34 protein-coding genes and 3 pseudogenes are annotated in these 26,900 nt (G+C 45.7%); 35 read left to right on the top strand and 2 right to left on the bottom strand.

Features of this window, described 5'->3' with window-relative positions:
* Positions 1 to 81: 81 nt before the first annotated feature.
* A complete protein-coding gene (locus LK416_08965) occupies positions 82 to 318 on the bottom strand; it encodes a DUF6061 family protein (protein UEA73809.1) in 237 nt (78 codons plus the stop codon).
* Positions 319 to 705: 387 nt separating this feature from the next.
* Here LK416_08965 and LK416_08960 point away from each other — a divergent pair, with 387 nt between their 5' ends.
* The 27 genes and pseudogenes from LK416_08960 (at position 706) to LK416_08830 (ending at position 19,840) form a co-directional block, all read left to right on the top strand.
* Entirely contained in the window at positions 706 to 1,440 is a 735-nt protein-coding gene (locus LK416_08960; GenBank protein UEA73808.1) for a MerR family transcriptional regulator, read from the top strand.
* Positions 1,441 to 1,558: 118 nt separating this feature from the next.
* A pseudogene (locus LK416_08955) lies at positions 1,559 to 1,936 on the top strand (site-specific integrase).
* Between the two features lie 54 nt (positions 1,937 to 1,990).
* Positions 1,991 to 2,293 carry a type II toxin-antitoxin system RelB/DinJ family antitoxin gene (locus LK416_08950; protein ID UEA73807.1) on the top strand — a complete coding sequence of 101 codons (303 nt, stop codon included), beginning with the start codon at positions 1,991 to 1,993 and terminating at the stop codon, positions 2,291 to 2,293.
* Positions 2,293 to 2,613 (top strand): type II toxin-antitoxin system RelE/ParE family toxin, encoded by a 321-nt coding sequence (locus tag LK416_08945; GenBank protein UEA73806.1) that lies wholly within the window; start codon positions 2,293 to 2,295, stop codon positions 2,611 to 2,613. Before LK416_08950 ends, LK416_08945 begins: the two co-directional genes overlap by 1 nt.
* 66 nt (positions 2,614 to 2,679) lie before the next feature.
* Positions 2,680 to 3,264 carry a hypothetical protein gene (locus LK416_08940; protein UEA73805.1) on the top strand — a complete coding sequence of 195 codons (585 nt, stop codon included), beginning with the start codon at positions 2,680 to 2,682 and terminating at the stop codon, positions 3,262 to 3,264.
* Positions 3,265 to 3,881: 617 nt separating this feature from the next.
* The gene (locus tag LK416_08935; protein UEA73804.1) at positions 3,882 to 4,550 is read left to right on the top strand and encodes a YobA family protein; all 669 of its coding nucleotides are present in this window, start codon (positions 3,882 to 3,884) and stop codon (positions 4,548 to 4,550) included.
* A gap of 270 nt (positions 4,551 to 4,820) precedes the next feature.
* Positions 4,821 to 5,456 carry a CHC2 zinc finger domain-containing protein gene (locus tag LK416_08930; protein UEA73803.1) on the top strand — a complete coding sequence of 212 codons (636 nt, stop codon included), beginning with the start codon at positions 4,821 to 4,823 and terminating at the stop codon, positions 5,454 to 5,456.
* Between the two features lie 16 nt (positions 5,457 to 5,472).
* A complete protein-coding gene (locus LK416_08925) occupies positions 5,473 to 6,696 on the top strand; it encodes a virulence-associated E family protein (GenBank protein UEA75898.1) in 1,224 nt (407 codons plus the stop codon).
* A 266-nt stretch (positions 6,697 to 6,962) separates the two neighbouring features.
* Entirely contained in the window at positions 6,963 to 7,127 is a 165-nt protein-coding gene (locus LK416_08920; GenBank protein UEA73802.1) for a transposon-encoded TnpW family protein, read from the top strand.
* 112 nt (positions 7,128 to 7,239) lie between these two features.
* On the top strand, positions 7,240 to 7,686 hold the full coding sequence (locus LK416_08915; GenBank protein UEA73801.1) for a hypothetical protein: 447 nt from the start codon (positions 7,240 to 7,242) through the stop codon (positions 7,684 to 7,686).
* 147 nt (positions 7,687 to 7,833) lie between these two features.
* Positions 7,834 to 8,736 (top strand): annotated as a pseudogene (locus LK416_08910) (TraM recognition domain-containing protein).
* Positions 8,737 to 8,865: 129 nt separating this feature from the next.
* A complete protein-coding gene (locus tag LK416_08905; protein ID UEA73800.1) occupies positions 8,866 to 9,126 on the top strand; it encodes a Maff2 family protein in 261 nt (86 codons plus the stop codon).
* Positions 9,127 to 9,371: 245 nt separating this feature from the next.
* Complete coding sequence (locus LK416_08900; GenBank protein ID UEA73799.1) at positions 9,372 to 9,884, top strand: RNA polymerase sigma factor; 513 nt, start codon at positions 9,372 to 9,374, stop codon at positions 9,882 to 9,884.
* Positions 9,877 to 10,581 carry a zf-HC2 domain-containing protein gene (locus LK416_08895; protein UEA73798.1) on the top strand — a complete coding sequence of 235 codons (705 nt, stop codon included), beginning with the start codon at positions 9,877 to 9,879 and terminating at the stop codon, positions 10,579 to 10,581. Before LK416_08900 ends, LK416_08895 begins: the two co-directional genes overlap by 8 nt.
* A gap of 116 nt (positions 10,582 to 10,697) precedes the next feature.
* Positions 10,698 to 11,198, top strand: a complete 501-nt coding sequence (locus LK416_08890) for a sigma-70 family RNA polymerase sigma factor (protein UEA73797.1) — start codon at positions 10,698 to 10,700, stop codon at positions 11,196 to 11,198.
* Positions 11,176 to 11,373: a helix-turn-helix domain-containing protein gene (locus LK416_08885; protein UEA73796.1), complete on the top strand. Its 198-nt coding sequence runs from the start codon at positions 11,176 to 11,178 to the stop codon at positions 11,371 to 11,373. The genes LK416_08890 and LK416_08885 overlap by 23 nt, the downstream gene beginning before the upstream one ends.
* Before the next feature lie 42 nt (positions 11,374 to 11,415).
* Positions 11,416 to 11,841, top strand: coding sequence for a hypothetical protein (locus LK416_08880; protein ID UEA73795.1), 426 nt, complete (start codon positions 11,416 to 11,418; stop codon positions 11,839 to 11,841).
* 439 nt (positions 11,842 to 12,280) lie between these two features.
* A complete protein-coding gene (gene mobC, locus LK416_08875) occupies positions 12,281 to 12,679 on the top strand; it encodes a plasmid mobilization relaxosome protein MobC (GenBank protein UEA73794.1) in 399 nt (132 codons plus the stop codon).
* Entirely contained in the window at positions 12,651 to 14,270 is a 1,620-nt protein-coding gene (locus tag LK416_08870) for a relaxase/mobilization nuclease domain-containing protein (protein UEA73793.1), read from the top strand. The genes mobC and LK416_08870 overlap by 29 nt, the downstream gene beginning before the upstream one ends.
* A 174-nt stretch (positions 14,271 to 14,444) precedes the next feature.
* Positions 14,445 to 14,639 (top strand): hypothetical protein, encoded by a 195-nt coding sequence (locus LK416_08865; GenBank protein UEA75897.1) that lies wholly within the window; start codon positions 14,445 to 14,447, stop codon positions 14,637 to 14,639.
* Complete coding sequence (locus tag LK416_08860; protein ID UEA73792.1) at positions 14,629 to 15,369, top strand: phage replisome organizer N-terminal domain-containing protein; 741 nt, start codon at positions 14,629 to 14,631, stop codon at positions 15,367 to 15,369. The genes LK416_08865 and LK416_08860 overlap by 11 nt, the downstream gene beginning before the upstream one ends.
* Entirely contained in the window at positions 15,366 to 16,205 is an 840-nt protein-coding gene (locus tag LK416_08855) for an ATP-binding protein (protein UEA73791.1), read from the top strand. The genes LK416_08860 and LK416_08855 overlap by 4 nt, the downstream gene beginning before the upstream one ends.
* Before the next feature lie 12 nt (positions 16,206 to 16,217).
* Positions 16,218 to 16,409: a transposon-encoded TnpW family protein gene (locus LK416_08850; protein UEA73790.1), complete on the top strand. Its 192-nt coding sequence runs from the start codon at positions 16,218 to 16,220 to the stop codon at positions 16,407 to 16,409.
* A gap of 134 nt (positions 16,410 to 16,543) precedes the next feature.
* Positions 16,544 to 18,150 (top strand): annotated as a pseudogene (locus LK416_08845) (recombinase family protein).
* 262 nt (positions 18,151 to 18,412) lie between these two features.
* A complete protein-coding gene (locus LK416_08840) occupies positions 18,413 to 18,622 on the top strand; it encodes a helix-turn-helix transcriptional regulator (GenBank protein UEA73789.1) in 210 nt (69 codons plus the stop codon).
* 221 nt (positions 18,623 to 18,843) lie between these two features.
* Complete coding sequence (locus LK416_08835) at positions 18,844 to 19,371, top strand: hypothetical protein (protein UEA73788.1); 528 nt, start codon at positions 18,844 to 18,846, stop codon at positions 19,369 to 19,371.
* Between the two features lie 43 nt (positions 19,372 to 19,414).
* A complete protein-coding gene (locus tag LK416_08830; protein ID UEA73787.1) occupies positions 19,415 to 19,840 on the top strand; it encodes a hypothetical protein in 426 nt (141 codons plus the stop codon).
* 44 nt (positions 19,841 to 19,884) lie between these two features.
* Here the strand turns inward: LK416_08830 and LK416_08825 are convergent, their stop codons facing one another.
* Positions 19,885 to 20,706 (bottom strand): helix-turn-helix domain-containing protein, encoded by an 822-nt coding sequence (locus LK416_08825; protein ID UEA73786.1) that lies wholly within the window; start codon positions 20,704 to 20,706, stop codon positions 19,885 to 19,887.
* A gap of 535 nt (positions 20,707 to 21,241) precedes the next feature.
* Here LK416_08825 and LK416_08820 point away from each other — a divergent pair.
* The 8 genes from LK416_08820 (at position 21,242) to LK416_08785 (ending at position 26,900) form a co-directional block, all read left to right on the top strand.
* The gene (locus LK416_08820) at positions 21,242 to 21,427 is read left to right on the top strand and encodes a hypothetical protein (protein UEA73785.1); all 186 of its coding nucleotides are present in this window, start codon (positions 21,242 to 21,244) and stop codon (positions 21,425 to 21,427) included.
* Entirely contained in the window at positions 21,428 to 21,760 is a 333-nt protein-coding gene (locus LK416_08815; protein UEA73784.1) for a DeoR family transcriptional regulator, read from the top strand.
* Positions 21,757 to 22,059: a DUF3847 domain-containing protein gene (locus LK416_08810; protein ID UEA73783.1), complete on the top strand. Its 303-nt coding sequence runs from the start codon at positions 21,757 to 21,759 to the stop codon at positions 22,057 to 22,059. The genes LK416_08815 and LK416_08810 overlap by 4 nt, the downstream gene beginning before the upstream one ends.
* Before the next feature lie 287 nt (positions 22,060 to 22,346).
* Complete coding sequence (locus LK416_08805; GenBank protein UEA73782.1) at positions 22,347 to 22,706, top strand: SdpI family protein; 360 nt, start codon at positions 22,347 to 22,349, stop codon at positions 22,704 to 22,706.
* A gap of 152 nt (positions 22,707 to 22,858) precedes the next feature.
* Positions 22,859 to 24,448, top strand: coding sequence for a MobA/MobL family protein (locus LK416_08800; protein UEA73781.1), 1,590 nt, complete (start codon positions 22,859 to 22,861; stop codon positions 24,446 to 24,448).
* Positions 24,449 to 24,512: 64 nt separating this feature from the next.
* Positions 24,513 to 25,154 carry a CHC2 zinc finger domain-containing protein gene (locus LK416_08795; GenBank protein UEA73780.1) on the top strand — a complete coding sequence of 214 codons (642 nt, stop codon included), beginning with the start codon at positions 24,513 to 24,515 and terminating at the stop codon, positions 25,152 to 25,154.
* A gap of 13 nt (positions 25,155 to 25,167) precedes the next feature.
* Positions 25,168 to 26,460 (top strand): virulence-associated E family protein, encoded by a 1,293-nt coding sequence (locus LK416_08790; GenBank protein ID UEA75896.1) that lies wholly within the window; start codon positions 25,168 to 25,170, stop codon positions 26,458 to 26,460.
* A 242-nt stretch (positions 26,461 to 26,702) separates the two neighbouring features.
* Positions 26,703 to 26,900, top strand: coding sequence for a hypothetical protein (locus LK416_08785; GenBank protein ID UEA73779.1), 198 nt, complete (start codon positions 26,703 to 26,705; stop codon positions 26,898 to 26,900).

Genomic DNA, 26,900 nt, shown 5'->3' with positions numbered 1-26,900 from the left:
TGATTATAAAGATACTTTTATTTCAGTATATTCGCTATATTGATGGGATATATATTTGCATATTATTTATATGGATAAGGATTATAACTCTAGTGAGTCTTCTGCATCTACCCACATCTGTAAATTACCCTCAAGATATAATCTTGCATATTCCAAAGGCTCATCCACAGCCAATGAAGTAAGCGCACATTCTGATCCGTATGTGGTTTTTAGATTTTTTTCAGCTTTCCAGCAATCAATGCGAAGCATATATCCGGCACTTGTGTAAACATCAATACTATCGTGATTTATGTTGTATTCTGCATAAATTGTTCTCATCGTATCTTATCTCCATTTTCTTTTAATAATCAGTTATAGAGTTAAATATCGAAAACATTTCAATCAGTTCACCATGTCGTTATTGTTATACTGTGTTATGAAATTTTCTTTCCCTTATTTTTTCCCATATTAAGGTTCATGAAAACCAATGTGAGAATATAACACAAGGGAAAGAGTAAGGGAAAGCTCACTTGCTACAAACTTAGTATTTTCAAGGGTTTGCGAAGAATTTGATAATTAAATATAACAGTTATTAAATTTCCTAAAATATGTGAAATATCAACTGGAATTTATCAAGCTGTTAATTTTGAAAATTTCTTTGAAAATCTATTGACTCCTACGCAACGTAATAGTTTACGATATGTTTATCGAGAGGAGGAAATGACAATGATGACAGTGAATGAGGTAAGTAAATTAACAGGAATGAGTATACGCACTCTGCAGTATTATGATACCATTGGTCTCTTAAAACCTATTGAATATACAGAGTCAGGTTATAGGCTGTATGACGATACATCCTTGGAAAGGCTGCAACAAATTTTACTGTTTAAAGAATTGGAATTTCCGCTTAAGGAGATTAAAAAGATAATTGATGCCCCTAACTTTGACAGGAATAAAGCATTAGAGCAGCAGATTGAATTGCTTACTATGAAAAAAGAGCATCTTGAAAATCTTATTAGTTTCGCTCGAGGAATAAAAGGAATAGGAGTGAAATATATGGATTTTAAAGTATTTGATACAACAAAGATTGATGAGTATTCTAAACGAGCAAAAGAACAATGGGGACAAACCTCTGAGTATAAGGAGTTTGAAGAGAAAACAAAGAACTGGACGAAAGATGATGAAGCTACTGTTGCAAATGAGTTTATGCAATTATTTGTTGAATTCGGACAAATGAAAGAAATGGACCCAGAAGATGAACAGGTGCAGTTGCAGGTAAGGAAACTTCAGGATTACATTACAGATCATTTTTATACATGTTCTGATAAGATTTTATGCGGTCTTGGAAGAATGTATGCCGGTGGAGGAGAACTTACGGAAAATATTGATGATGTTGGAGGAGTTGGCACAGCAGAGTTTGCAAGTAAAGCTATTGATATATTTTATATGAGCGGAAGGTAAATTCCAGTAATACGCTCTGTTGATGCGCTGATTTTTCTACGATATACTCCTTCAAAAAGGAGTGTGCTCTTATGGGTAGAGAAATTTATGACATCATCAATGACATGGCGGAAGTATTAAATGCATCGCAGATGGCAAAGGAGACAAAGAGAGGAAAGCATATTTTGATGCTAAGACCAAAATTCATTTGTTGAATTATATTGAATCAAGGACAGATAATAATATAGCGTTATTTGTGTCGTTAAACAAACCATACAGTAGACTTACTGAAAGCGGTGTGGAGTTACGATTACGAGAAATGGGGAAGAAGTTAGGTGTAGAAAAGGTACACCCACATAAGTTCAGAAGGACTATGGCCACCAGAGCAATTGAGAAAGGTATGCCGATTGAACAGGTACAGAAAATTCTGGGACATGAGCAAATAGATACAACGCTCAGATATGCAATGGTTAATCAAAACAATGTGAAGCTATCGCATCGAAAATATATTTCATAGATTGATTTGTAACGCAAAAGACGTTACAATAAAAGAAAGATGGAGGTGTATTCTATGGGAAAAACAGCAACATTAAATATAAGAGTAAATCCAGATGTAAAAGAAAATGCAGAAAGTGTATTGGCACAATTAGGGATACCAATGGCTACTGCTATAGATATGTATTTAAAACAAATATCATTAGTAGGAGGAATTCCTTTTTCTGTTGTATTACCAAAAGCGGCTAATTCAGTGAATGCAGATATGATGTCTGTTACACAGATTCATCAAAAGTTAGAAAAAGGATATGCCGATATAGAGAAAGGAAATGTTGAGGATGCAGCTAGTGCGTTTGTGGCATTTAGAGAGAGGCATTAATGAAGCACTATAAGGTAGAGATTACAAAAGAAGCTTTGCAGGATATGGAAGATATATACAATTATATTGCTATAGATTTGCTTGCTCCGGATAATGCAATGGGACAATATAATCGCATTGCTGATGAAATACTTACATTAGACACTTTCCCGGAACGATTTAGGATTATGGATTCTGAGCCGGAAAAGAGAATGGAGTTGCGTAGAATGCTCGTCGATAATTATTCAGTATTTTACACAATCCGTGACGAAAGGGTAATTGTAACGGATGTGTTATACACGGCATCTGATATAGAAGCACGTTTGAGAGGCGAGCTATAAAAGCACGCGTTTATTTGAATTTGTCGACTTGTTAATTTCCAATTTTTAGTGATAGGGAGATACACAATGAATGGTTTGATTATAAAGGTACTCAGCATAAGTATTGCGGTAGTAACCGTAGTATACTTGATTATTTATAAAGGAAATACCATGATTACAAAGATATTTAGCGTGTGTATTATAGCAGCAATGGTAATATACTGGATTGTTTATGAAAGAAATACAAGAAAGCGAAAAAAACAGGAATTACAGCGTGATGACTATTTATTTGCGAAAGAAAACGATTTGCCGTTACAGATAAATTGGAATGAGATAAATGACTTTTTGTCAGATTCCGGATATGGTGTAAATATGCCAATGGAGAATTGGTTTATGATGGATTGGGCGATACAGCCCTGTGTGGAGAATGGTATAAAAGAAGGAAAGTTTTCTATGAAAGGATTTCGAGTGTTACAAGCTTTAAGTAACGATATGAAACACATTTTTTATGATGTGAGGTTTAATTATGACCGTGGTCCGGATATAGAAGATAAAAATAGGAAGTACGAAGCCGTAAAAAAGGTGTTGGATACAAAATACGCCGGTTTGTCAGAAGAAGTACGGAAAAATATATATGACCAATTTGTTAAGATATATGAAAGAAAAATCTAATTACAATACAAAGGAGGAAGCCGTTGGTTTTTTAATGAATGAAACTAATCTTACATATGAAGAATGTTCTAAAGCCAACGATTTCCATATTAGACTAAATAAGAAAAATTAATATACAATTCCAGTTTGTTGGTTATAGTGAAATTCGTTTCGTGAAGACGCCAGAAAAAGTGTGGCAACGAATATTGATTAAATTTTTGAAATAGACATAAATTACCCAATGTTGAAGGGATATATAGATGCATATTGGGTGAAAAATTCCAATATGAAAAAATCACCCAATCAAAATGGGAAGAAGTTCAGAGGACGATGGGGAAATTGTTGAAATATGAAAAAATTCCCCAATTGCGGATGAATGTGTAGGGAAGGATTGGGTGAATATTTGGAATGAAAAAAAACACCCAATGCAGGAGAAAATGTTATCGTAATGCGGTGCCATTCGCATTACGCTGCGCTTCATGCTCATGTCGCGCTGGCGCGCTATACATCCAGTCCGAAAATCAGCCGATTGTGAGCAAGCTCCCATGGCTGATTTCGTCCTGCCTGTGCACCGCTTGTAGAAACGCGCAAATTCCAGTTTATAGAGTTAAAAAATATAAGTTAAGGAGGCATGTATTATGAAAAAAGTAATCTATCTGCTTGTATTATGTATGGTGCTGGGAATGGCTGGATGTGGAACGAATCAAGAAAATAAAGAACCTGTGTCTGGAAATGTGTCCGTAGAAACAGAAAATAAAGAAAATGATGATGTAGTACAAAATGAGCAAATAGCAGATACTGGCTCATATCCTCCATGTGTTATGGTTGATGGTGTTATATATAAAGACACAGGATATGTAGCGTCAATGCCTGGTTGTGGAACAATGGATGGAGAAATTGTGTCAACAGTGGCAGGGACAGAGTTACCATCTGAAAATAATCAATCAAATTTCGGAAGCGGATATCATTATCAAAGGAGTTCTGAAGGTCAGCTCATAGTAGTCATTGATGACGAACGAATCATATTTAGAGATATTGAAAAAGATGATACGTCTATTCCAATAGAGGTTATCAATTTTAATGCAAAAGTAAAAGAAATTACCGATGATGGAGAACTTCTTGTAACGCATGTGAGTACAGCTGAAGGCTTTTGTCAGATGAATGATGGAGAGTATTATGTATCGGCAGAAAATTTAGCGGAAGATGTTCAGGTGGGAGATATCGTTACAATATGGTTTAATGGAATGATTCAAGAAACATACCCTGCTCAATTGGGGGTAGTTTATAGAATCATTAAAACACAATAATTAGTCAAATTCCAGTTTGTAGGGAACAACAGATAAGACAATTTTATAATAAAACAGCGTCAGAGCATTTATGTGTAAAAAGCATGAATGCTCTTTTTTGTGCATTTATGGATAAAGAACAGGAAAGCAGCTTTTGGACAAGTTGTCCAGAAGTTCAAATAAAAATGAAGGAGGACACCTGATGTATAGCAAAAATGGTATTCCGTGGGTAAGACCACCCACACATGACAGAAAGCACAAAAAAGCAAGGGGAGAGGAATTGGGATAAGCATGAATGTATTTGCAGTAGTGAAAGAAAATGTCACTGCAAGGCAGGTGGCTATGCAGTATGGCATCAAAATCAACCGGAGTGGGCTGGCTTGTTGTCCGTTTCATAAAGACAAGACTCCCAGCATGAAGATTGATAAGAGATACTATTGTTTCGGCTGTGGAGATACCGGAGATGCGATAGATTTTGTGGCAAAATATTTCGGGCTTGCACCAAAGGAAGCTGCAATGAAGATTGCATCTGACTTTGGACTGAATTATGACGCAACCAACCGGGCACCACCGAAAAAGATGGCACCAAAGAAAACACCGGAGCAGATACTGGATGAAGAGCAGAAGCAGTGTTTTTGTGTTCTGTCAGACTATTATCATCTGTTAAGGAAATGGAAAACAGAATATGCACTGAAGAGCATGGATGAGGAATGGCATCCCTGCTTTGTAGAAGCTCTGCAGAATATCAGTAAAGTGGAATATCAGCTTGATACTCTCCTTGAAAAGGATATCCCTGACAGAGCTTCTGTTGTTTCTGACATTGGAAAGGGGGTGAAGTCGATTGCAGGAAGAATTGAAGAGTATCGGAGAAGTCAGGGCGATGCTGGAGAGCACAGAAAAGGGAGAAGTCAGGAAAACAGTCGGTAACTATCGTCTGATTTTGATGAATGACCCTAATCTGCAGGGTGCATTCCGTCTGAACATGTTTACGGATAAAATCGACATTACAAGGGATTTGGGATGGTATCGTGAAAGCGACAGCCTGACGGATGTTGATTTGAAATTCCTTGTTGTCTACCTTGAAAAGCATTATGGATTATCCAACGAAAAGCGGATTGAGGATGTGATAAAGGTCGTGGCAAATGAAAACAGATACCATCCGGTTCTTGACCGCATCAATTCCATAACATGGGATGGCAGGGAGAGGATACGCTATGCACTGCATCATTTCTTAGGGGCAGAGGTCAGTGAGTACACCTATGAGGTAATGAAGCTTTTTATGATAGGGACGATAGCAAGAATTTCATGCCCGGGCATCAAGTTTGAAGTAATGCTCTGCCTGGTAGGTGGTCAGGGAGCCGGTAAATCCACTTTTCTGCGTTTCCTTGCCATGGAAGATGACTGGTTTACGGATGACTTGAAGAAAATGGATGATGATAATGTATACCGAAAAATACAGGGGCATCTGATTATAGAGTTCCCTGAAATGGTGGCAATTCTCAATGCCAAGAATGTGGAAGATACCAAGTCCTTTATGAGCAGACAGAAAGACACTTACAAGACCCCATACGACAGGCATCCCAAAGACCACAAGAGGCAGTGCGTGTTTGCCGGTTCATCAAATTCGCTGGATTTCCTGCCTATGGACAGGTCGGGAAACCGAAGATTTCTGCCTATTCTTTGCAATATGGAAGAGGCGGAAACTCATATACTCGATGATGAAAAGACATCAAGGGAATATATCGACCAGATGTGGGCAGAGGCTATGGAAATCTACAGGAGTGGCAAATGCCAGCTGAGGCTTCCGAAAGAGATGGAAAAAGAGCTTTGTGAGTATCAGAAGCAGTTTATGCAGGAAGATACCAAGAAAGAGCTGATTCTTGACTATTTGGAGCATTACGAGGGAAGCATGGTATGTTCAAGGCAGTTATATTCTGAGGCATTGGGAAATGACGGAAATCCGGCACAATGGGAAATTCGTGAGATTAATGACATTATGAATAACTGCAGTGATTGGATTGCCTTTAGTAATCCAAGACATTTTCCTGAACCATACCGCAGGCAGAAAGGATGGGAGAAGCCTGACAACAGAGGTCAGGATTTTCAACCGATAACCAAGGAGCAGATGGAGCAGTTATCATTGCCACCGGAGTGGATGGAGAGATAAATGCCTGATAGGTTGTCGGCTGGTTGTCTATCCCGTTGCCAACCCCGTTGTCGGTTCTATGTTCTATAAAACCTTATATTTACTATGTTTTTAAGGGATATATATAGTTCTGACAACGAAAGCAACGGAATATTTGAGAAAAAGTAAATTTAGGAAAAGTAACTATAAATAAAAGGAATTGAGAGTTTTTAGAGGTCGGTTGTCAGCTTCCGGTTGTCAGCTGAAAGAGGCTCTTCCTTACCAGGCAGACATAAAGGAGAACACAAATGGAGAATAGAAAATCACACACACCGGTAGCACTCAGAAAGCAGATAGGTGGCACAATGTATGTTGTGAGAGTGCATTTCAATGAGGATGCCGAAGAAAGCATGAAGGACAAGATAAAGAGGCTGATTGAGAATGATGTTAGGGCAAATCAGCATACGGCATAGGTAGAAAAGCATATGGAAAACTTGCATATATTGTGGTATAATTAGTATGTTCAATAAGAGCGAAAAATAAGAATATTCTTAACAGATGAATTTATGGAAGGGGGAATTTATCATGAGGAAGAATGTAAAAATCATTGTTGGTGTCGTTGTGCTTATTCTTGTACTCGTTGTTGGTTCTTTTGTAGGACTCATAATTAACCGTACCAACGACCATAAATTTGGGAGATATGTATCAACGGAAGGTCCTTGGGGAATGACTGCCACCTGGGTATCGGAGGACAGTGCCAGTTATCTTGTCTGCAAGAAGGAAAACGATGAACCGTTTGCCAATGTTACAGCCTATTTTCAGGGTGTGGACGGTTGGCAGGCCTATGAGTTGAATAGCATCGATAGAATTGTTTATCTGGACATTGTAAAAGATGGCGTTGTTGTTGACGGCACCAGCGGCTATATGAAATTTGATGGAACTACATTTACTATTACAGATCTGGACAAAGATACCTTTGGTGCAGATGAATTTCATTATGTCATTACCGATAAGGAGTTCAGTCCCGAATAAAGTGTCAAACCTATTCCAGTTTGGGCATGAGGTTGCCGAAAATCAAAAGTGAATAAAAATGACTTTATAGCCATTGTGGAGAAATCTACAGTGGCTTTTTTCATGCAATGAAATGTATGGGTACTAAAAAGTCTTTGACATTTTGTTTCAGGTAAGACAGCCAAGAGTATTCTGGTTTCCTGTGGTGCGAGACTTGCACCATTTGACATCAAGGAAGTCAGGGAGATAACAGCATATGATGAACTCGACTTAGGGGACATCGGTAGAAGAAAGACAGCATTGTTTGTCATTATTTCGGATACAGATGATTCCCTTAATTTTTTGGTATCAATCATGTACACACAGCTTTTCAATCTGCTCTGTACGATTGCAGACGATGAATACCATGGAAAGCTCCCGGTACATGTTAGGTGTATCTTAGACGAGTTCACAAACATCGGACAGATTCCGAAGTTTGACAAGCTGATTGCAACCATACGAAGCAGAGAGATATCGGCTTCCATTATCCTACAGTCTAAGGCACAGTTAAAGTCAATTTATAAGGATAACGCAGAGACGATCGAGGGTAACTGCGATACATTTCTGTTTTTAGGTGGCAAGGAAAAGTCAACATTAAAAGATCTGTCGGAAGTGCTGGGTAAGGAAACTATTGACACATACAACACATCTGATACCAGAGGAACATCTCAGTCCTATGGTCTGAACTATCAGAAACTTGGACGAGAGCTTATGAGCCAAGACCGCCTGGCTCTTATGGATGGCGGCAAATGTATATTGCAGGTGCGTGGAGTAAGACCGTTCTTTTCAGATAAGGTTGATATAACCGCACACGAGATGTACAAAGAGCTTTCGGATTTTGACAAGAAAAATCAATTTGATATTGAGAAATATGTTTCCGAATATGGCAGACCGAAGTTTTCCAAGAAGGATAAGTTCATAGAACTTGACCTTACCGGAGTGAAGTATCCGGATGATCTGGTGAACTTTGCCATAGAGGAAGCCGGGATGATGAAGAAAGCAGAGCAAAACGAAGCAGCGGCTTTACAGTAAAAAGAATAAATGAGGGGAGAATCCTTCATGTGTGTATTTGCCGCTGCTCCTGATCTATCACCACAATAGACCGCTCTTATTATATCACGGAGGGTCGAAAAATAAGAGATTAAAAGGAGATTATTTATTATGAATTTACTTATGAATTATGCCATGACTGCCATGTCAGGCTCTAACTTACTTTCAAGTGTTGCGTCATTTTTTGCTTCACACAAGCTGCTTGCAAACCTGCTTATCCTGCTTGACTATACATCGTTCCTTACAAGCGGTGTATCAGCACTCAAGGTCGTTATCATTGCAGTAGGCGGTGGTCTTGCAGTTCTTGGCGTTGTAAATCTGCTTGAAGGTTATGGTAATGATAACCCGGGTGCAAATGCTCATGTACGGTAGAGAAGCACAAAGCAAAACAAGGATAGCCAGCCCTGCCACTATTCCGAAGTCAGGGGAACGCAATAGAAAAATTCATAGCTGTATGCTATACTTAATTAGCATTTGAACATATCAAGCTGACACAGCAATCTCTTTACTTGCCGTTAATGCGCGTCTACCAATAGTCCGCACAAAGCAAGAGTAGCGTAAAGGTATAAAAATTTCAAACTTCTTTGTAACGAAATTCCGATTTCTCCGTCTAACCTATGAAGCTGAAGGAGGTGATGACAAGTATGGACTATGAAAAACTCTATAAAGCCTACTATTTACAGGTATACTCGTATACTATTTCTCTTGCCAAAAATCGTGAGATAGCAGAGGAAATCACGCAGAACACATTCTATAAGGCTGTTTCTACAACATCACAATTCAAAGGTAAGTCAGATGAATTGACATGGCTCTGCTCCATAGCAAAAAATCTTTACCATGATGAAATGCGAAGCCGTCAGCGAGTAGCTGATGTGAGTGAAATCAATGACTTGCCATCAAATGAAAATGTTGAGAACTCAGTTGCAGATTCTGACATGGCGTTCCGCATACACCTCGTTCTTCACCGTTTGGAAGAACCATACAAAGAAGTCTTTCAGCTTCGCGTATTCGGGGAACTATCTTTTTCACAAATCGCTGCAATTTTTGGAAAAACAGAATCATGGGCGAGAGTTACTTATCATCGTGCAAAGCTAAAAATTCAAGAAAGGATGGATGAAAAGCATGAGTAAACAATGCGATATTGTTCGAGATATTCTTCCGCTGTATGTTGACGATGCTTGCAGCGAAGCAAGCGCAGAGATGGTAAAAGAGCATTTGAACGCCTGTGCTGACTGTAACGCAATTTATCAGAAATTGCTTTCTCACACGAGCGAAGATGTTCTTCACGAAGAAAGCGAAAGCGTTATTATGCGCCATGAGGCAAAAGAAAAGCAGAGAGGCAGAAAAAAGATAACGATTGCTGTTCTCGTTTCCATCGCTCTTTGTATCATTGCAATTTTTACAGCTCTCTTTCTGTTACCTATAAACATTGCTTATGAGCCTGTCAAAATCGACTTCCCATTTGAGGTTGAAGATGTCGAAAACGTTGAAATGTACCACTATGACGGAGTGCCTGCATCAGCAGAAAAGAAAGTAGTTGTTGCTGAAAATGATATAAAGACCCTGTATGATAAGTTCAAGGGCTTATCCCTAAAAGACAAAACGACTGAGGAAACTGCCGGAGCAGATGTGACCAGCTTTAGATTTAACCTCTCAGATGGAACAAGCTACGATTTGATTTACGCCTGCTATGGGGTTAAAAACGGCGAATTGAAGTCAGCAGCAGGCGGTTTTAAGTATTTCACAAGTGCGGATATCGGCTCTTATTGGAACAATTTGAATACGGAACTTGAGGCAATTCCTATCAATGAGAGTGAATTGCCGTGAGCAGATAGCAAACCCAGCCGAGCCTGTCAACGGTCAAGATGAACGGCGCAAATGCGCCGCCGTTGACAGCCCCGCCCGTCTTTGCTGTTCGGTAATCAAGAGGGCGACAGCACAAGATGCTGCCGCCCTCTGCCATTATTCAGAAAGGGGGATTTTCCATGACCGAACACGAAAAGTATCAAGAACATATCCGGCATACACACGATGCCTTTTGCAAGACTGTTATTCGCCACGCTGCCATAGACGCAGCCCGGAGCATACGGAGCCGCCGCAAGCGGGAAATCTCGCTTGAATATCTGATAGAAGAAAAACACTATCCATTCAGTACCACAGATAAATACTTTGCGGAGCAATCCGGCATGACCAGCTATCCGCTTTTCGTCTGTGGTCAGATGGTGCTTTTGGAAAGTCCAGAGCTTGCCGCAGCCCTGTCCGCACTATCACAGATGGAACAGGAAATCATTTTCTTGTACTACTTCCAACGATTGACGCATAGGGAGATTGGACGGAGATATGGACGGGCTGGCAACACAACCGGGCGGCGTATTCAGATGATTTTACGGCGGCTACGGGCAGAGTTGGAGGGTTTGTCCTATGAGCCAGCTACTTCCCTATGAGACAATCGTTAAGGCAAGCGAGGGCGACCCGGAAGCTGTTGCCGCCGTCCTATCCCATTATGCGGGATATGTCCGCTCTTGTGCGAAAATGGACGGACAGATTAACACGGATATGCAGGAGCATATCGTCAGGCAACTGATAGAAAGCCTGTTGAAGTTCCACTTTGACCGCTAAACAGAAAAGTTGTATAATTAGAGCCTGACAAATTAAACTTCAATGAGGGTAGAGCAAATGGAACAGATTATCAATTATAGAGACATACCCACAGATAAAAGGATTGACATATTAAATGCTCTTGAGCGAATAGGTTTTTTTCCGGCATACGGCGGCGTGAGAACAATGCAGCAAATTATGGAAAAGTCAGTTCCAGGTTCAGGCCCACAATTCTATTTCGTTTTCCGTGAAAATGAGTTGATAGGGTACAATTTTCTCATTGGGGACACTAAGAAATATAAAGCGTTCCCATGGCTTGCTATTAGCAATATGGATGAGCAGAAGTTGACTGTTTGTGAAGAACTGATGAAAATACAAATTGCCTTTTTTGAAGAACTCGGAATGCAAAAGATAGCAGATCATTGCGTTAGGATTATGGAAGATTACAGAAAAGGAATTGGAAAGCGGAAAGAAAGCGATTGCAGATAAATTCCATTTGAAAAACGGCTGACAATTTAATACCGCCGCCCATCACAGCGGCAGATAAGCAGTAAATCTTGAAAAGGTTTACTGCTTTTTTTGCGCCCATTTTCAAAAATCTTTGGCAAACCACACCGCCGGATTGTTGTAGGGAGCAGACAGGGAAAATAAAAAAATTTTCGCTGCGTTTGCCAAAACGCCCCCTTTTCACCGTTGTAGTGGTGAACAGCGGGCAGAACACGCCGCCGCAATCGCTATATTGGTGGAGCAAGCCAGTATATCCGCAAACCAGAGCCGCCGAGGAAAGCGGTAGTTTTTTAGAGCAAGATTCTACCACGGTGCCAAAATCCGCATATCTGCGGTTTTGCCCCTTTGGTAAATCTTGTTGGGGAGTGCCTTCCCCAAACCCTGCTCATGCGCCCTGTCGGGCGAGAAAGGAGGTCAACGCTTGAAGAAAAAATACAACACACCCCACCGCTGCCATGTGGTCAAAACCCGCATGACCGAGGAAGAATACGCCGACTTTACCGAGCGGCTGAAACACTATGACATGAGCCAAGCCGAATTTATCCGGCAAGCCATTACACGGGCGACCATTCGCCCCATCGTTACCGTTTCCCCGGTCAATGATGAACTGTTGTCCGCCGTTGGCAGGCTGACCGCCGAATACGGAAAAATCGGTGGCAACCTCAATCAGATTGCCCGCGCCCTCAACGAGTACGGCACACCATACAACGCCCTGTCCGTTGAAGTCCGCGCCGCCATTTCTGACCTTGCTGCCTTGAAGTTTGAAGTCCTGCGAAAGGTAGGTGACGCTGTTGGCAACATTCAAACATATCAGCTCTAAAAATGCGGATTATGGCGCAGCCGAGCAGTACCTCACCTTTGAACATGACGAGTTTACCATGAAGCCCACCCTTGATGAAAACGGGCGGCTCATGCTCAGGGAGGACTATCGAATAGCCACGCTGAACTGCGGCGACGAGGATTTTGCCGTTGCCTGTATGCGCTCCAATCTCCGCTATGGGAAGAACCAGAAGCGGGAAGATGTAAAAAGCCACCACTACATTATCAGCTTTGACCCACGGGACGCGGTGGACAACGGTTTGACCGTAGACCGGGCGCAGGCGTTGGGCGAGGAATTTTGCCGGAAGCAGTTTCCCGGACACCAAGCCATTGTCTGCACCCACCCGGACGGACACAACCACAGCGGCAATATCCATGTGCATATCGTTATCAATTCTCTGCGGATAGAGGAAGTTCCGTTCCTGCCTTACATGGACAGACCGGCAGACACCCGCACCGGGTGCAAACACCGCTGCACAGACGCGGCGATGGAATACTTCAAAGCCGAAGTCATGGAGCTGTGCCACCGGGAAAATCTCTATCAAATCGACCTTTTGCATGGCAGCAAAAACCGCATTACCGAGCGTGAGTATTGGGCGCAGCGGAAAGGGCAGGCAAAGCTGGACAAGGAAGCTGCTGCCTTGCCAGCCGAGGAGCAGCCAGCCAAGCCCACGAAGTTTGAAACAGACAAGGAAAAATTGCGGCAGACCATACGCACCGCGCTGTCCTCTGCCGCAAGCTATGGCGAGTTCGCCGCCGTTCTCTTGCAACAGGGCGTGACTGTCAAGGAGAGCCGAGGGCGGCTATCCTACCTCACGCCGGACAGGACAAAGCCCATTACCGCCCGCAAGCTGGGAGATGATTTTGACCGCGCTGCCGTTCTTGCCCTTTTGGAACAGAACGCCCACAGAGCCGCCGAGCAGACCGCAACCGTACCCGAATACCCCCGCAACATAAGGGAGCGTTTGCAGGGCAAAAAAGCTGTCCAAACCACCCCGGAAAAGGACGGTATTCAGCGCATGGTTGACCGGGCAGCGAAGCGAGCGGAGGGAAAGGGCGCGGGCTATGATTGCTGGGCGGCAGTCCACAATCTGAAACAAATGGCGGCTACCGTTGCCGCCTACGGGCAGTACGGCTATTCGCCGGAGGAGCTGGACGCAGCCCTTGTATCCGCCAATGCGGATTTACAGGACAGCACCGCCAAGCTGAAAGCCCTGGACGCTGCTATCCGGGAGAAAAAGGAGCTTCAGACACAGGTGCTTGCCTATGCCAAGACCAAGCCTGCCCGTGACGGTCTGAAAGCGCAGAAAACGGAAAAAGCCCGCAGCGCCTACCGGGAACGGCACGAAAGCGATTTTATCATAGCGGACGCAGCCACCCGTTATTTTCGGGCGCATGGCGTTTCCAAGCTGCCAAGCCATAAAGCCCTGCAAGCGGAAATCGAACGGCTTACCGCCGAAAAGAACGCCCATTACAACGAATACCGGGAGAAAAGAGCCCGTGTCAAGGAGCTGCATACCGTGAAAAGCAATCTTTCTCAAATCCTGCAAGGCGAGAAAGACAGAGAGAAAAAGCACGAACATGAGCGTTAAAAACCGCCCCGAAACGATACCAAAACGGGGATATGCCCTGCACCCTATCCGCAATACTGCCCACCTTTGAAACGGGGTGCACAGCGCAGGAAATCCCCGAAAATGACACCGAGAAACTACATTTTTACCGACCTATCCGCTTATACCAGCGGAAACGGCAGAAAGGAGCGAGAAATGCCACGCATGAGCAAAAAGCGGCGGTTGGAATGGAGCTTTTTCCTCAACCACCGAAACCGTATTACCTACAATGACCTTTGCCGGGGCTGCACACACGGCTGCAAGCAGAGCTTCCGGGCGATTATCGTCCTCTGCCCCCGGTATTTCTCTAAGAGATGGAAACACAGGGAGGACACCGCCAATGGCAGATAACCGCAAATATTACTACCTCAAACTGAAAGAAAACTTCTTCGACAGCGATTCCATTGTGCTGTTGGAGGACATGAAAGACGGGATTTTGTATTCCAATATCCTCTTGAAGCTGTACTTAAAATCGCTGAAAAATGGCGGCAGATTGCAGCTTGACGAGCATATCCCCTATACCGCCCAGATGATAGCCACGCTGACCCGTCACCAAATCGGGACGGTGGAACGGGCATTAGCCATCTTCCAGCAGTTAGGGCTTGTGGAGCAGCTTGACTGCGGGCTGCTTTATATGACCGACATCGAGCTGATGATCGGTCAATCCTCTACCGAAGCGGAACGGAAACGCGCCGCAAGGCTTGAAAATAAGGCACTTTTGCCGCCGCGGACAAATGGCGGACATTTGTCCGACATTCGTCCACCAGAGATAGAGATAAAGAAAGAGATAGATATAGAGTTAGAAAAAGAGGGAGAGTTAAAGGGACAAGCCATCGCCCGCAGCTATGGCAGATATGAGAATGTATTTCTGACTGATACGGAGCTTTCCGAACTGCAAGCGGAGCTGCCCGAAAAATGGGCGTACTACATTGAGCGGCTTTCCGGCTATATCGCGTCCACGGGCAAGAAATATAAAAACCACGCCGCCACTATCCGCAGATGGGCGGCAGACGATACCGCAAAGGCTGCCCCGAAACAGGGCATACCCGAATACGCCTGCAAGGAGGGCGAGAGCTTATGAGTAATCTGTTTACAGAACGAGTTTTGAATATGGCGGCTGTTACCCCACAGCCGGAGGACTACACGGGCGAGGACGGACTGCTTTACTGCGGCAAGTGTCACACTCCGAAAGAAGCCTACTTCCCGGAAAAGCAAGCCGCCCTGTTTGGGCGTGACCGCCACCCGGCAGAATGTGACTGCCAGAAAGCCCAGCGTTTGGAGCGTGAAGCCGCCGAACAGCGCAGAAAGCACCTTGACACCGTGGAGGACTTGAAACGCCGGGGATTTACCAATCCTACCATGCAGGAATGGACTTTCGCCAACGACAACGGGAAATGCCCGCAAATGGAGATTGCACACTTCTATGTGGAGCATTGGGAAATCATGCGCGAGGAAAATATCGGCTATCTGCTATGGGGCAAGGTCGGCACAGGAAAAAGCTATTTTGCCGGGTGTATCGCTAATGCCCTCATGGAGCAGGAAGTCGCTGTCCGCATGACGAACTTCTCTGCGATTTTGAATGACCTGACCGCCAGCTTTGAGGGGCGCAACGAGTATATCGAGCGTCTTTGCCGTTTTCCTCTGCTTATCATTGATGATTTTGGAATGGAGCGCGGCACAGAGTACGGTTTAGAACAGGTCTACAATGTGATTGACAGCCGCTACCGCAGCCGCAAGCCCTTAATCGTTACCACCAATCTGACATTGGACAGCCTGCAAAATCCGCTGGACACCGCCCATGCCCGGATTTATGACCGCCTTTTGGAAATGTGCGCCCCTATCCTCTTTACGGGAGAGAACTTCCGCCGTGAAACGGCGCAAGCCAAGCTGAACAGACTAAAAGAATTGATGAAATGAAAGGAGTTGCCTATGGCAGAGAACAAGCAGAACACCACCCCGGAACGCCGCCCGGACTGCGTGACAGAGATCCGCATGGGCAACACCGTCCTTGTCGTTTCCGGCTTTTTCAAAAAAGATACCACCGACACAGCAGCCGATAAGATGATGAAAGTGCTGGAGGCGGAAGCCGCCGCAGGACACAAAGCCCAGCTTTCGCCCTAACGCTACAAGCCGCACAGAAAAATCGTCATTTTACCGGGCGGTAAAGAAGCAGAAGCCGCTATACAGACAGCCGCCCCATGTGGTATAATCGAAATACGGAATAGTGGGGCTGGCTGTCGGAAACGGAGGATTTTATGTTAAGACAGACCACCCAGAAAATCACTGCCCTTTATCCAAGACTATCCCATGAGGACGAGCTGCAAGGCGAAAGTAATTCCATTTCCAACCAGAAGCGTATCCTTGAAACCTACGCAAAGCAGAACGGCTTTTCCAATCTGCGCTGGTACACGGACGATGGCTATTCTGGTGCGAACTTCCAAAGACCGGGCTTTCAATCCATGCTTGCGGACATTGAAGCCGGGAAAGTGGCTACCGTTATCGTAAAGGATATGTCACGGTTAGGGCGAAACTACCTGCAGGTGGGAATGTATACCGAGATGATTTTCCCACAAAAAGGAGTCCGCTTTATCGCCATCAACGATGGAGTAGACAGCGCACAGGGCGACAATGATTTTGCCCCTCTGCGGAACATTTTCAACGAATGGCTGGTGAGAGATACGAGTAAGAAAATCAAAGCTGTAAAACGGTCAAAAGGCATGAGCGGCAAGCCTGTTACGAGCAAACCCGTGTACGGCTCCTCATGGACGAGGACGAAAACTTCATCATTGACGAGGAAGCCGCACCCGTGGTCAAGCAGATATACCGTCTGTGCCTTGCCGGGAACGGTCCGACCAAGATAGCCCGTATGCTGACCGAGCAGGAAATCCCAACGCCGGGAACGCTGGAATACCGCAGGACGGGCAGCACACGCCGCTATCACCCCGGCTATGAGTGCAAATGGGCGACAAATACCGTGGTGCATATCCTTGAAAACCGGGAGTACATGGGCTGTTTGGTGAACTTCAAGACGGAGAAACCGTCCTACAAGACCAAGCACAGCATAGAAAATCCCATTGAGAAACAGGCAATTTTCGAGAACCACCATGAGCCTATCATCGACACCCAGACATGGGAGCGTGTGCAGGAATTACGCAAACAGCGCAAGCGTCCGAACCGCTATGATGAAGTGGGCTTGTTCTCTGGTATGCTCTTTTGCGCGGACTGCGGCAGCGTCATGTATCAGCAGCGTTACCAGACCGATAAGCGGAAACAGGACTGCTATATCTGCGGGAACTACAAAAAGCGCACCCATGACTGCACCGCACATTTTATCCGCACCGACCTTTTGACTGCGGGCGTTCTCTCCAATCTACGGAAAGTGACGAGCTATGCGGCAAAGTATGAAGCCCGGTTTATGAAGCTGCTGATCGAGCAGAACGAGGACGGCGGCAAACGCCGGAACGCCGCCAAGAAAAAGGAACTGGAAGCTGCCGAAAAGCGTATCGGTGAACTTTCCGCTATTTTCAAGCGGCTGTATGAGGACAGCGTAAGCGGTCGCATTTCTGACGAGCGTTTCACGGAGCTTTCGGCAGACTATGAAGCCGAACAGCAGGAATTGAAAGAGCGTGTTGCCAGAATACAGGCGGAGCTTTCCAAAGCACAGGAAGCTACCGTAAACGCAGAAAAGTTTATGAACATTGTCCGCAAGCACATGAACTTTGAAGAACTGACCCACACCCTCTTACGTGAGTTTGTAGAGAAAATCGTTGTGCATGAGTGCAGCTACGATGAAAATGGCACACGCAGACAGGATATTGAGATTTACTATTCTTTCGTCGGCAAGGTGGACTTGCCCGAATGACCGCCTGCCCTATCCGATACCAAAGACAAGTACCGGATAGGAAAGGCAAAATTTTTTACACTTCTATTACTTCTTTATCACACATAAGCAAAGTCACAGGGCATGAAGCAGCTCATGGCTAATTAGATGTAATAAAAGCGGAGAAAGGAAAAGCACAATCCAGACGGAACCGGCGGTGTAGTCAAGAAATATTGTGGAAACGCAAGATTTCTGCTATAATGGGTATAAAACACTTGACGATGGAAAGAAAGGCGGGAAGCCTATGCACATTAGTTATCAGCCACTATGGAACACACTGAAAGAGCGTGGCATGAGGAAAGAGGATTTGCGGCTTGCCGCCGGTCTTACCACAAATATGATTGCCAACATGGGCAAGGGAAAGAATATCAGCATGGAAACGCTGGTTCGCATTTGTGAAGCCTTGAATTGTGGTATTATGAATGTGATTAAATTAGAACAGGACAATATCTAAAGCGATATAATTTTATATTTGATTCGATTTGCACAAAAAATTAAATTTTAATGGTGTATATTTTCTATTGTACCCAATGTAAATAAGTGCTATCATAAAATAAAACAAGTACATTTGAAACATTTTATGATTTGAGAGTGTGCTTGCAGGTTAGTAGCATATTGCCAATAACTGAATACAAAAAATGTAGGTTCTGGTCATTTTAGAAAGGAGCATTGTTTATGAAAAAATTTAGTAAAAGATTGTTTACCTCGTTGGTAGCGTTTTGTATGCTTTTTTCTGTGAGTGCGGTTCCTGCTTTTGCAGCGGGAACAACAACGGAAATAACGGATACTCAACAGCCGGTAGTCATTGGAGAATATGACGGATACTTAACCGATGTTATGATTTCCGATGGTGTCACCAAAAGAGCAGTCGCTAATGTTCGTATTAACTCTTATGCAACTTATGATGAGGATGATGGGATTCAAGTTCATGTGAAGTTGTATGTACCGTGGTATGAATCTCCAAAACCGGAGTTCACTGGTATGACTGGTACAGTTAATGTGCTTATGAACAAAAAATCCACCAATACGGCATTTGCAGAATTAGCCGACGGTGAAGAAACAATCGAAACTGATGTGGATACTGGAAGAACAGGTAATAGCGGAGATAAGGGAACGGTTTCTGTTTCTGGTGTTGCTACCGCTAATAATGCCTTGGCAGGCGGTGGAGCTTTCGCTATTTCTTACCCTGTGACACTTCCCTAATTAAATGCAAAACAGTTGTGAATTAAGGTTGGTAATAGGTAAAATGAAACGGTTATTGGCAATATGCGTATGTTTTTTTATGTGTGTAGGCTTATGTTCGTGTGATTCTTCCCAAACTCGGTCGGTATCATCATATAACTGGTCTTTAGAATTTATTACTGATTTAGATGGTAATATGTTATTCTCAGGTTCAGTGCATGATGACATACCAGTATTGGATTTGACATTGAGTTTTGAAGAAAAAAGTTTTATCTTAACAGATAACACTCATAAACAAGAATGGACAGGTACATATTCGCTTGAAAAGATTGACAATTCTTCTTCGAAACTCGGATTAACTTTTGAAAATTTAGAGGAGCCTGTTACAGGCGTATATGGAACAAGAGTTTATTCTGATGATTCAGAAAGCGCAACAATTACATTACAAACTGATGAAAATATCCTGTCTTTTGTTGGAGAAGATTCATAAATAAAAACAGCCGCTGTAGGAACAAAATCCTACAACGGCTGTTTTTATTTCCACGGCCTGCGCCGGAAGTTCATACCAGACTGTTTTATCAGCGGGGATTTCTTGAACAGCTTTTTCAAAAGGCTTCGTTCCTCTTGTGAGAGCCGCTTGTATTTGAGCCGGAACGCCTTGCAGAATATCTCCGTGAATTGCTGAACCCTGTCCCCCGGAGATTGCATGGCCTTTTGTACTTCCCGTATAAGTTCATCGGCAGGCGTGGTATCCGGCGCACTTTCGCTGTCATTTTCGTGCGCCTTGCGTATATCATGGAGAATGACGTCCCATGTTTTGTGCGTCACATGGCAGAAAAAATCTTCTTCCTCTATCTGACAGGCTTCCAACACTTTGATTGCCCGGTCTGCCGCAGCTTCGGGGTGTTCTTCCAGTACCATAGCCCGTAAAGCAGCCAGTGAGCTGTTTGTGTCATGGAAGTGCATGGTTGCTATCCCGTCCACATAGATTTCTGCGTCTGCCAGCAATTCCTTAAATTTTTCATGGGAGATAATCTCACACAGCAGCCGGTTATTGAAGCGTTCACTTTTCAGCAGTTCCACGACTTCATCACTCAAATGTAATTCTTCTATCGGGGTGTTTTCATATCTCCGATTATTGGTAAGGCCGAGCAGATAGTCAACCGACACCTGATAGAAGTCTGCCAGCTTCAACAGGCTGCCGTGGTTAATTTCCTTGTATTCGTCGTTGTCGTTTTCATAACTGCCGAGGGCTGATTTTGAAATGCCGGTTTCCTGTGCCAGTTCTTCCAGATTCAAGCCCCGTTCCACCCGTAAATCTTTCAGGCGTTCCTGTACGGAAATGCGGGTTTTCATAAACACATCGCTCCTTCCTGCGGCTGGCTGCCGCTGTTATTCCTTATTATACCATATACCGTTCCGAAATCGTGGAATTTTTCGATTTTGGGGCGGTTTTCCTATTTTATGGACATACGGGAAAGGGTTCAAAAATGAGCTATGATTAAGTCAGTTCATCGATGGATTATTTCCAATCGAATGACCGGCCTGATGGGATATGCTCCCCGGCGATGTAGCGCAACGACCTGCGGCAAGGAAATGGAGGAACCTTGACCGCAGCGAGCGTACCAACGGGAACGAAACGCCGCTGTGAGATTCAGGGGCAGGAACGACAGCAGGACAACCCGGCAGAACTGATACCAAAACGCTACCCAAACACGACAAATCGGCGGGGTGTAGTCTGCCCCGTCCGTAATACTATGGGGCATTTCAAAGCGGCTCTATGGCCGTATTTTCCTTGAAAATCGCCCCGAAACATGACACCAAAAACCTTTATCCGCCTGTTCCCGTTGTTACGGCTGAAATGGGCGGATTTTCTATGATAGGAGGCACTATGCCGAGAATGAGCAAGAAACGGAAGTTGGAGCTTTCCTTCTTCCTCAATGACCGGGGGCGTGTGGCCTACAACGACCTGTGCCGGAAGTGCCAGCATAAGTGCAAGCAGAGTTTCCGGGCTGTCGTGATAGACTGCCCCCATTACCTGTCAAAACGAGCCAAGCGAAAGGAGAAAATCAGTTAAATGGAATTTGAATTTATGAGCGCAGACACGGTTCTGCCGCCTTGTATGCCGCTACCCGCCGCAATGCTTCGGCTGCCGATCAGCAGCACAGCAAAAGTCATGTATGCCCGTCTGCTGAACACCACCCTTACGGCAGGGATAGAGGATAGCAACGGCATTTTGTTTGTCCGTTTTCCTATCATGGAATTAGCGGCAGCCCTCTCCCGCAGCCCCGTCACTGTGAAGCGTTCCCTGAAAGAATTGGAGGACATCGGGCTTATCCTGCGGGTGCGCCGGGGTGTGGGAGAACCAAACCGCATTTACACGCTGCTTCCCAAAGGAGGGCTGCCATGATAAATGAGAAGCTGGAAAAGCTGAATCAGGAGATTGCCAAAGGCGAAGCCAGACTGCGGCGGGCGCAGCATGAAGAAAAAATACTGGAACACCAGGTGAAGCAGCTTACCCGGAAGGAACGGACGCACCGGCTCTGTACCAGAGGAGCTATGCTGGAAAGTTTCCTTTTAAGGCCGGAAGTGCTGACAGACGAGGATGTGATGGACATTCTGAAACAGGCATTTTCTCAAAGTGGCATGAAGGAAATAGTTGCAGAAAGCGTGAAAGGGCGGGTAGCCGGGGAATCCCTTACGGAGTAAGGGCGCAACTATACACCGGTCAAGCCGGTGCGTTGCGCCCTGCCGGGGGCTTCCTGCGGAAAGCGGATGATTTTCAGCACCGTTGCGGCTGCTTCCAATCATCACAGGGGACGCTACACTTCCCCTGCGCTGGCTGCGCCAGCTACCCCTTTGTGGACTTGCCGCCCGGGAACACCTTGCGCTGCAAGCTGTTCCCGTCCAGCAAGTTTACAATTTATCTATTCCAAAACAGGACTGCCCGTAGTATAATAAAGCTAATGACGAACACTATCTAAGGAGATGGTTTTATGTATGGATTGATTGCTTTGAATTTCATCATACCCTTTGTTATGGTTTTTGTAGGATATATCTTAAAGAAGCACCCGGTAAAAGATATGACATCCGGTAACGGATACAATACGCCTACATCTCGGAAGTCACAAGAGCATTGGGATTATGCACAAAGCATAGCACCTAATATTTTTATTGGTATTGGCAAAACATTAGGTTTGGTAGAAATCGTTTTGTGTATATCCTTACTTCTTCTTAATATTTCTACACAGACTACCGTATTTGCAGGAGTAGTTGTTGGAATTATTTTTCTGATTTTTGGATTTTATAAAACAGAAACTGGAATTACAAGTAAATTTGCGAACAAAAACTTTTAAGCTATTAGACAGCTTTCCATCATCGAGCCAACCTGACCCGAACCTTCAAAACTGAATACTAATCGCCTACCAGCGACACCACTAAGCAGGAAATCAGAAACGGTTTCCTGCTTTTCTTTTGCCCAAAATCAACCACAGGAAGGAGGAACGCTATGCCCTGTCCACACCATGATATAAAAATAATCCAGCGCAGCAACCACCAGTCAGCCGTTGCGTCTGCCGCCTACCAGAGTGGGGAACGGCTGTTTTCCGAGTACGACCAGAAGCAGAAATACTATTCCCATAAAAGCGAGATTGTCCATACAGAAATCATGCTGCCGCCCCACGCCCCACCAGCGTATGCAGACCGCAATACTTTGTGGAACGCCGCCGAAGCTATCGAGAAGCAATGGAACTCCCAGCTTGCCCGGAGAATCGTGCTTGCCATACCGAGGGAAATCCCCCCGGAACAGCACGCCGACCTTATCCGGGACTACTGCCGGGAGTTTTTTGTTTCTAAAGGCATGATTGCCGATTTTGCCATCCACGACAAAGGGAATGGGAATCCCCACGCCCACATCCTGCTGACCATGCGGGCAATGGACGAAAACGGGAAATGGCTTCCCAAGAGCCGGAAGGTTTATGACCTTGACGAGAACGGCGAGCGTATCCGGCTCCCGTCCGGGAGCTGGAAAAGCCACAAGGAGGATACCGTGGACTGGAACGACCAGAAGTACGGAGAGATCTGGCGGCAGGGCTGGGCGGCTACCGCTAACCGCTATCTGGAAGCCAACGGACGCCCGGAGCGCCTTGACCTTCGTTCCTATGAACGGCAGGGGCTTGATAAAATCCCCACCGTCCATATGGGGCCAGCAGTCAGCCAGATGGAGAAACGAGGGATACAGACCAACATCGGCAACTTGAACCGGGACATCAAAGCCGCCAATTCCCTTATGCAATCTATCCGGCAGATGGTACGCCACCTGAAAGGCTGGATTGCAGACCTGAAGGAGAAAAAAGCCGCCCTGCTGGAAGCCTTGCAGGAATCGAAGGAACCCACCCTGCCGGAGCTGCTGGGGAAATATCTGGATTTGCGCCGGGAGGAACGTACAGGCTGGACAAGCAAAGGCCAGCTTACAGGCAGCGTTGCCGATTTCAACAAGGTTATGGAAGCTATCCGCTATCTGCGGGAAAAGGAGCTGTCCACTGTGCAGAGTTTGGACGCTTATCTGGATACCGTCAGCGGGCAGGCCGTTTCCATCCGGGCAGAGATGAAGCCGAAAGAACAGCGTATGAAAGAAATCAACACCCTGCTTTCCCATATCGCCAACTTTGAAGCCCATAAGCCGGTTCATGTGGAGTATGCTGCCATCCGGTTTAAGAAGCCACGGGAACAGTTTGCCGCCGCCCATCGGGACGAGCTGGACGCCTATAATGCCGCTATCCGTTATTTCAAGGTGCATTTGAAGGAGAAGAAGTACAGCATTAAAAAGCTGAATGAGGAACAGACACAGCTTGCCGGAGAAGTTGCCGGATATAAGGAACGGTTGTCCGCATTACAGGAGGATGTGAAGATTCTCCGGGATGTGCGTCACTGGCTCAATCAGGTTCTTCCGTCTGAACAGTACCGCCAGACCGCCGAGCCGGGAAAGAAACCGTCCATCCAGCAGGCAGTCAAAGGCCGGACGCAGCGTATCCGGGAAGAACAGGCCGAGAAACGGAAGCAGCCCCGCACAGAGAAAAAACAGGATATGGAACTTTAATAGGCGCTTGCTATTTTCTTTTTCGAGAATGACAGGCGCTTTTCTTATTTTCAGGAGGATTTATTTGAATGTATTTAAAGCTGTCAAGCAGTCTGTTACCACCCGGCAGGCTGCGGAGCATTTTGGAATCCGGGTGGGACGAAACGGGATGTGTGTCTGCCCCTTCCATGCTGATAAAAACCCCAGCATGAAGGTTGACCGGCGCTTTCACTGTTTCGGCTGTCAGGCAGACGGGGATGTGATTGACTTTGTTTCCCGTCTGGAAGCTGTCAGTCCGAAGGAAGCCGCCCTCATGCTGGCGCAGGAGTTCTCCATCCCCTATGAGGACAGGGAACCACCCGGCAGGAGAAAACCCAAACCCCGGCAGGAAACCCCGGAACAGCGGTTTTGCCGCATGGAGCGTTACTGCTTCCGGGTGCTGTCCGATTATTACCATCTTCTGCGCCGCTGGAAACGGGACTATGCCCCTAAGATGCCGGAAGAAGCATGGCACCCGCTTTTTGTGGAAGCCTTGCAGAAGCAATCCCATGTGGAATATCTGCTGGATGTGCTGCTCTCCCCGGATATGGAGGAACGGGCAGTCCTTATCGTTGACTATGGAAAGGAAGTGAGCAATCTTGAAAGACGAATGGCAGAGCTTGCCGCCCAAGATACGGCAGGCCGCAGAACAGACCATACAAGAAGCAGCCCCGCCCCGGAGCATTGAGGAAGTAAAGGCCATGCTGGAAAGCACCGAGAAAGGCAGCGTCCGCAACAGTATCCGCAACTGCCTGACCGTCTTTCAGAATGACCCGCTGCTTTCCGGGGCAATCGCAAAAAATCTGCTGACCGAGCGAGTGGACATTGTAAAGCCCATCGGCTACCACCGCATCGGCACCGCCATCACGGACACGGATATGAACTATCTGCTCCTGTATCTGGAAGAAACCTATGGGCTTACCAGTGAGAAAAAGATTACCGCCGCCATCGGGATTGTTGCCAATGAAAACGGCTACCACCCCGTCCGGGACTACCTGAACGGCCTTTCATGGGATGGGCAGGAGCGTATCCGCTATTGCCTGCGCCACTTTCTGGGAGCCGACACCGACCAGTACACCTATGAAGCCCTGCGGCTGTTCCTGCTGGGAGCCATCCACCGGGCATTTTGCCCCGGCTGTAAATTTGAAGTCATGCTCTGTCTGGTGGGCGGTCAGGGAGCCGGGAAATCCACCTTTTTCCGGCTGCTGGCAGTAAAAGACGAGTGGTTTTCCGATGATTTGCGGAAGCTGGATGATGATAACGTGTACCGCAAGCTGCAAGGCCACTGGATTATCGAGATGTCGGAGATGATTGCCACCGCCAATGCCAAGAGCATTGAGGAAATCAAGTCATTTTTAAGCCGACAGAAGGAGGTCTATAAAATCCCATACGAAACCCACCCGGAGGACAGGCTGCGGCAATGTGTGTTCGGCGGCACTTCCAATGCCCTTGACTTCCTGCCCCTTGACCGTTCCGGCAACCGGCGCTTCCTGCCGGTCATGGTGTACCCGGAACAGGCCGAGGTTCACATTTTGGAGGACGAAGCCGCTTCCAGAGCCTATCTTGCACAGGTCTGGGCAGAAGCCATGACGGTTTACCGCAGCGGGGATTTTAAGCTGTCTTTCAGCCCGGAAATGGTGCGCTATCTCAAAGAACACCAGCGGGATTTCATGCCGGAGGACACCAAGGCCGGGATGATACAGGCATACCTTGACCGCTATACCGGCGGCATGGTGTGTTCCAAGCAGCTTTTCAAGGAAGCCCTGAACCACCCCTTTGACGAGCCGAAGCAATGGGAAATCCGGGAAGTCAACGACATCATGAACCATTGCGTGACGGGCTGGAATTACTTTTCCAACCCCCGTGTGTTCCCGGAATACGGCAGGCAAAAGGGCTGGGAGCGTGAAACGAAAGCAACGGACATCAGCAACGGAGCTGAAAAAATCCCGGAAGGATTTGAGGAAGTCACGGAACAGATGGAGCTTCCCTTCTGAAAAATGCAGCCGGTTGCCGACCCTGTTGCACTCCCGTTGCCGAGCCGGTTGCCGGGAAACCCCCCGTAACTGCGGGCTTTTCCCCTTATCAGCAACCAAAACAACAGAAAAATAAAAGAAAATAAAAATAAGAGCCAAACTGCCAGACAGAGATAGTTTTCAGGTTTTTTGAAGCCCGTTGCCGGACTTCGTTGCCGACCTTCTCCTTGTCTGGCTTATTCTATTATGGAGGATAACTGCCTATGGCAAAAACGAAAACAGAGATTCATGTTACCACAGTTTTTGACGGCGAACTGGACGCCACAGACGTCTTTGTGAGCCTGATTGCCCAAAAATATGGGCAGAATACCAGCAAAGAAAATCTTGCGAAAACACAAGATTTAGAGTATAATAAGGATGAGGTTCAGAAGAACCGTGTTCCGTCTGGATTGTGCGGGTAA

Source organism: Lachnospiraceae bacterium GAM79 (assembly GCA_020735665.1).
Taxonomy (GTDB): Bacteria; Bacillota; Clostridia; order Lachnospirales; family Lachnospiraceae; genus Coprococcus.
The sequence above is the reverse complement of the archived record's forward strand: the minus strand, read 5'-3'. Positions and strand labels throughout refer to the sequence as shown.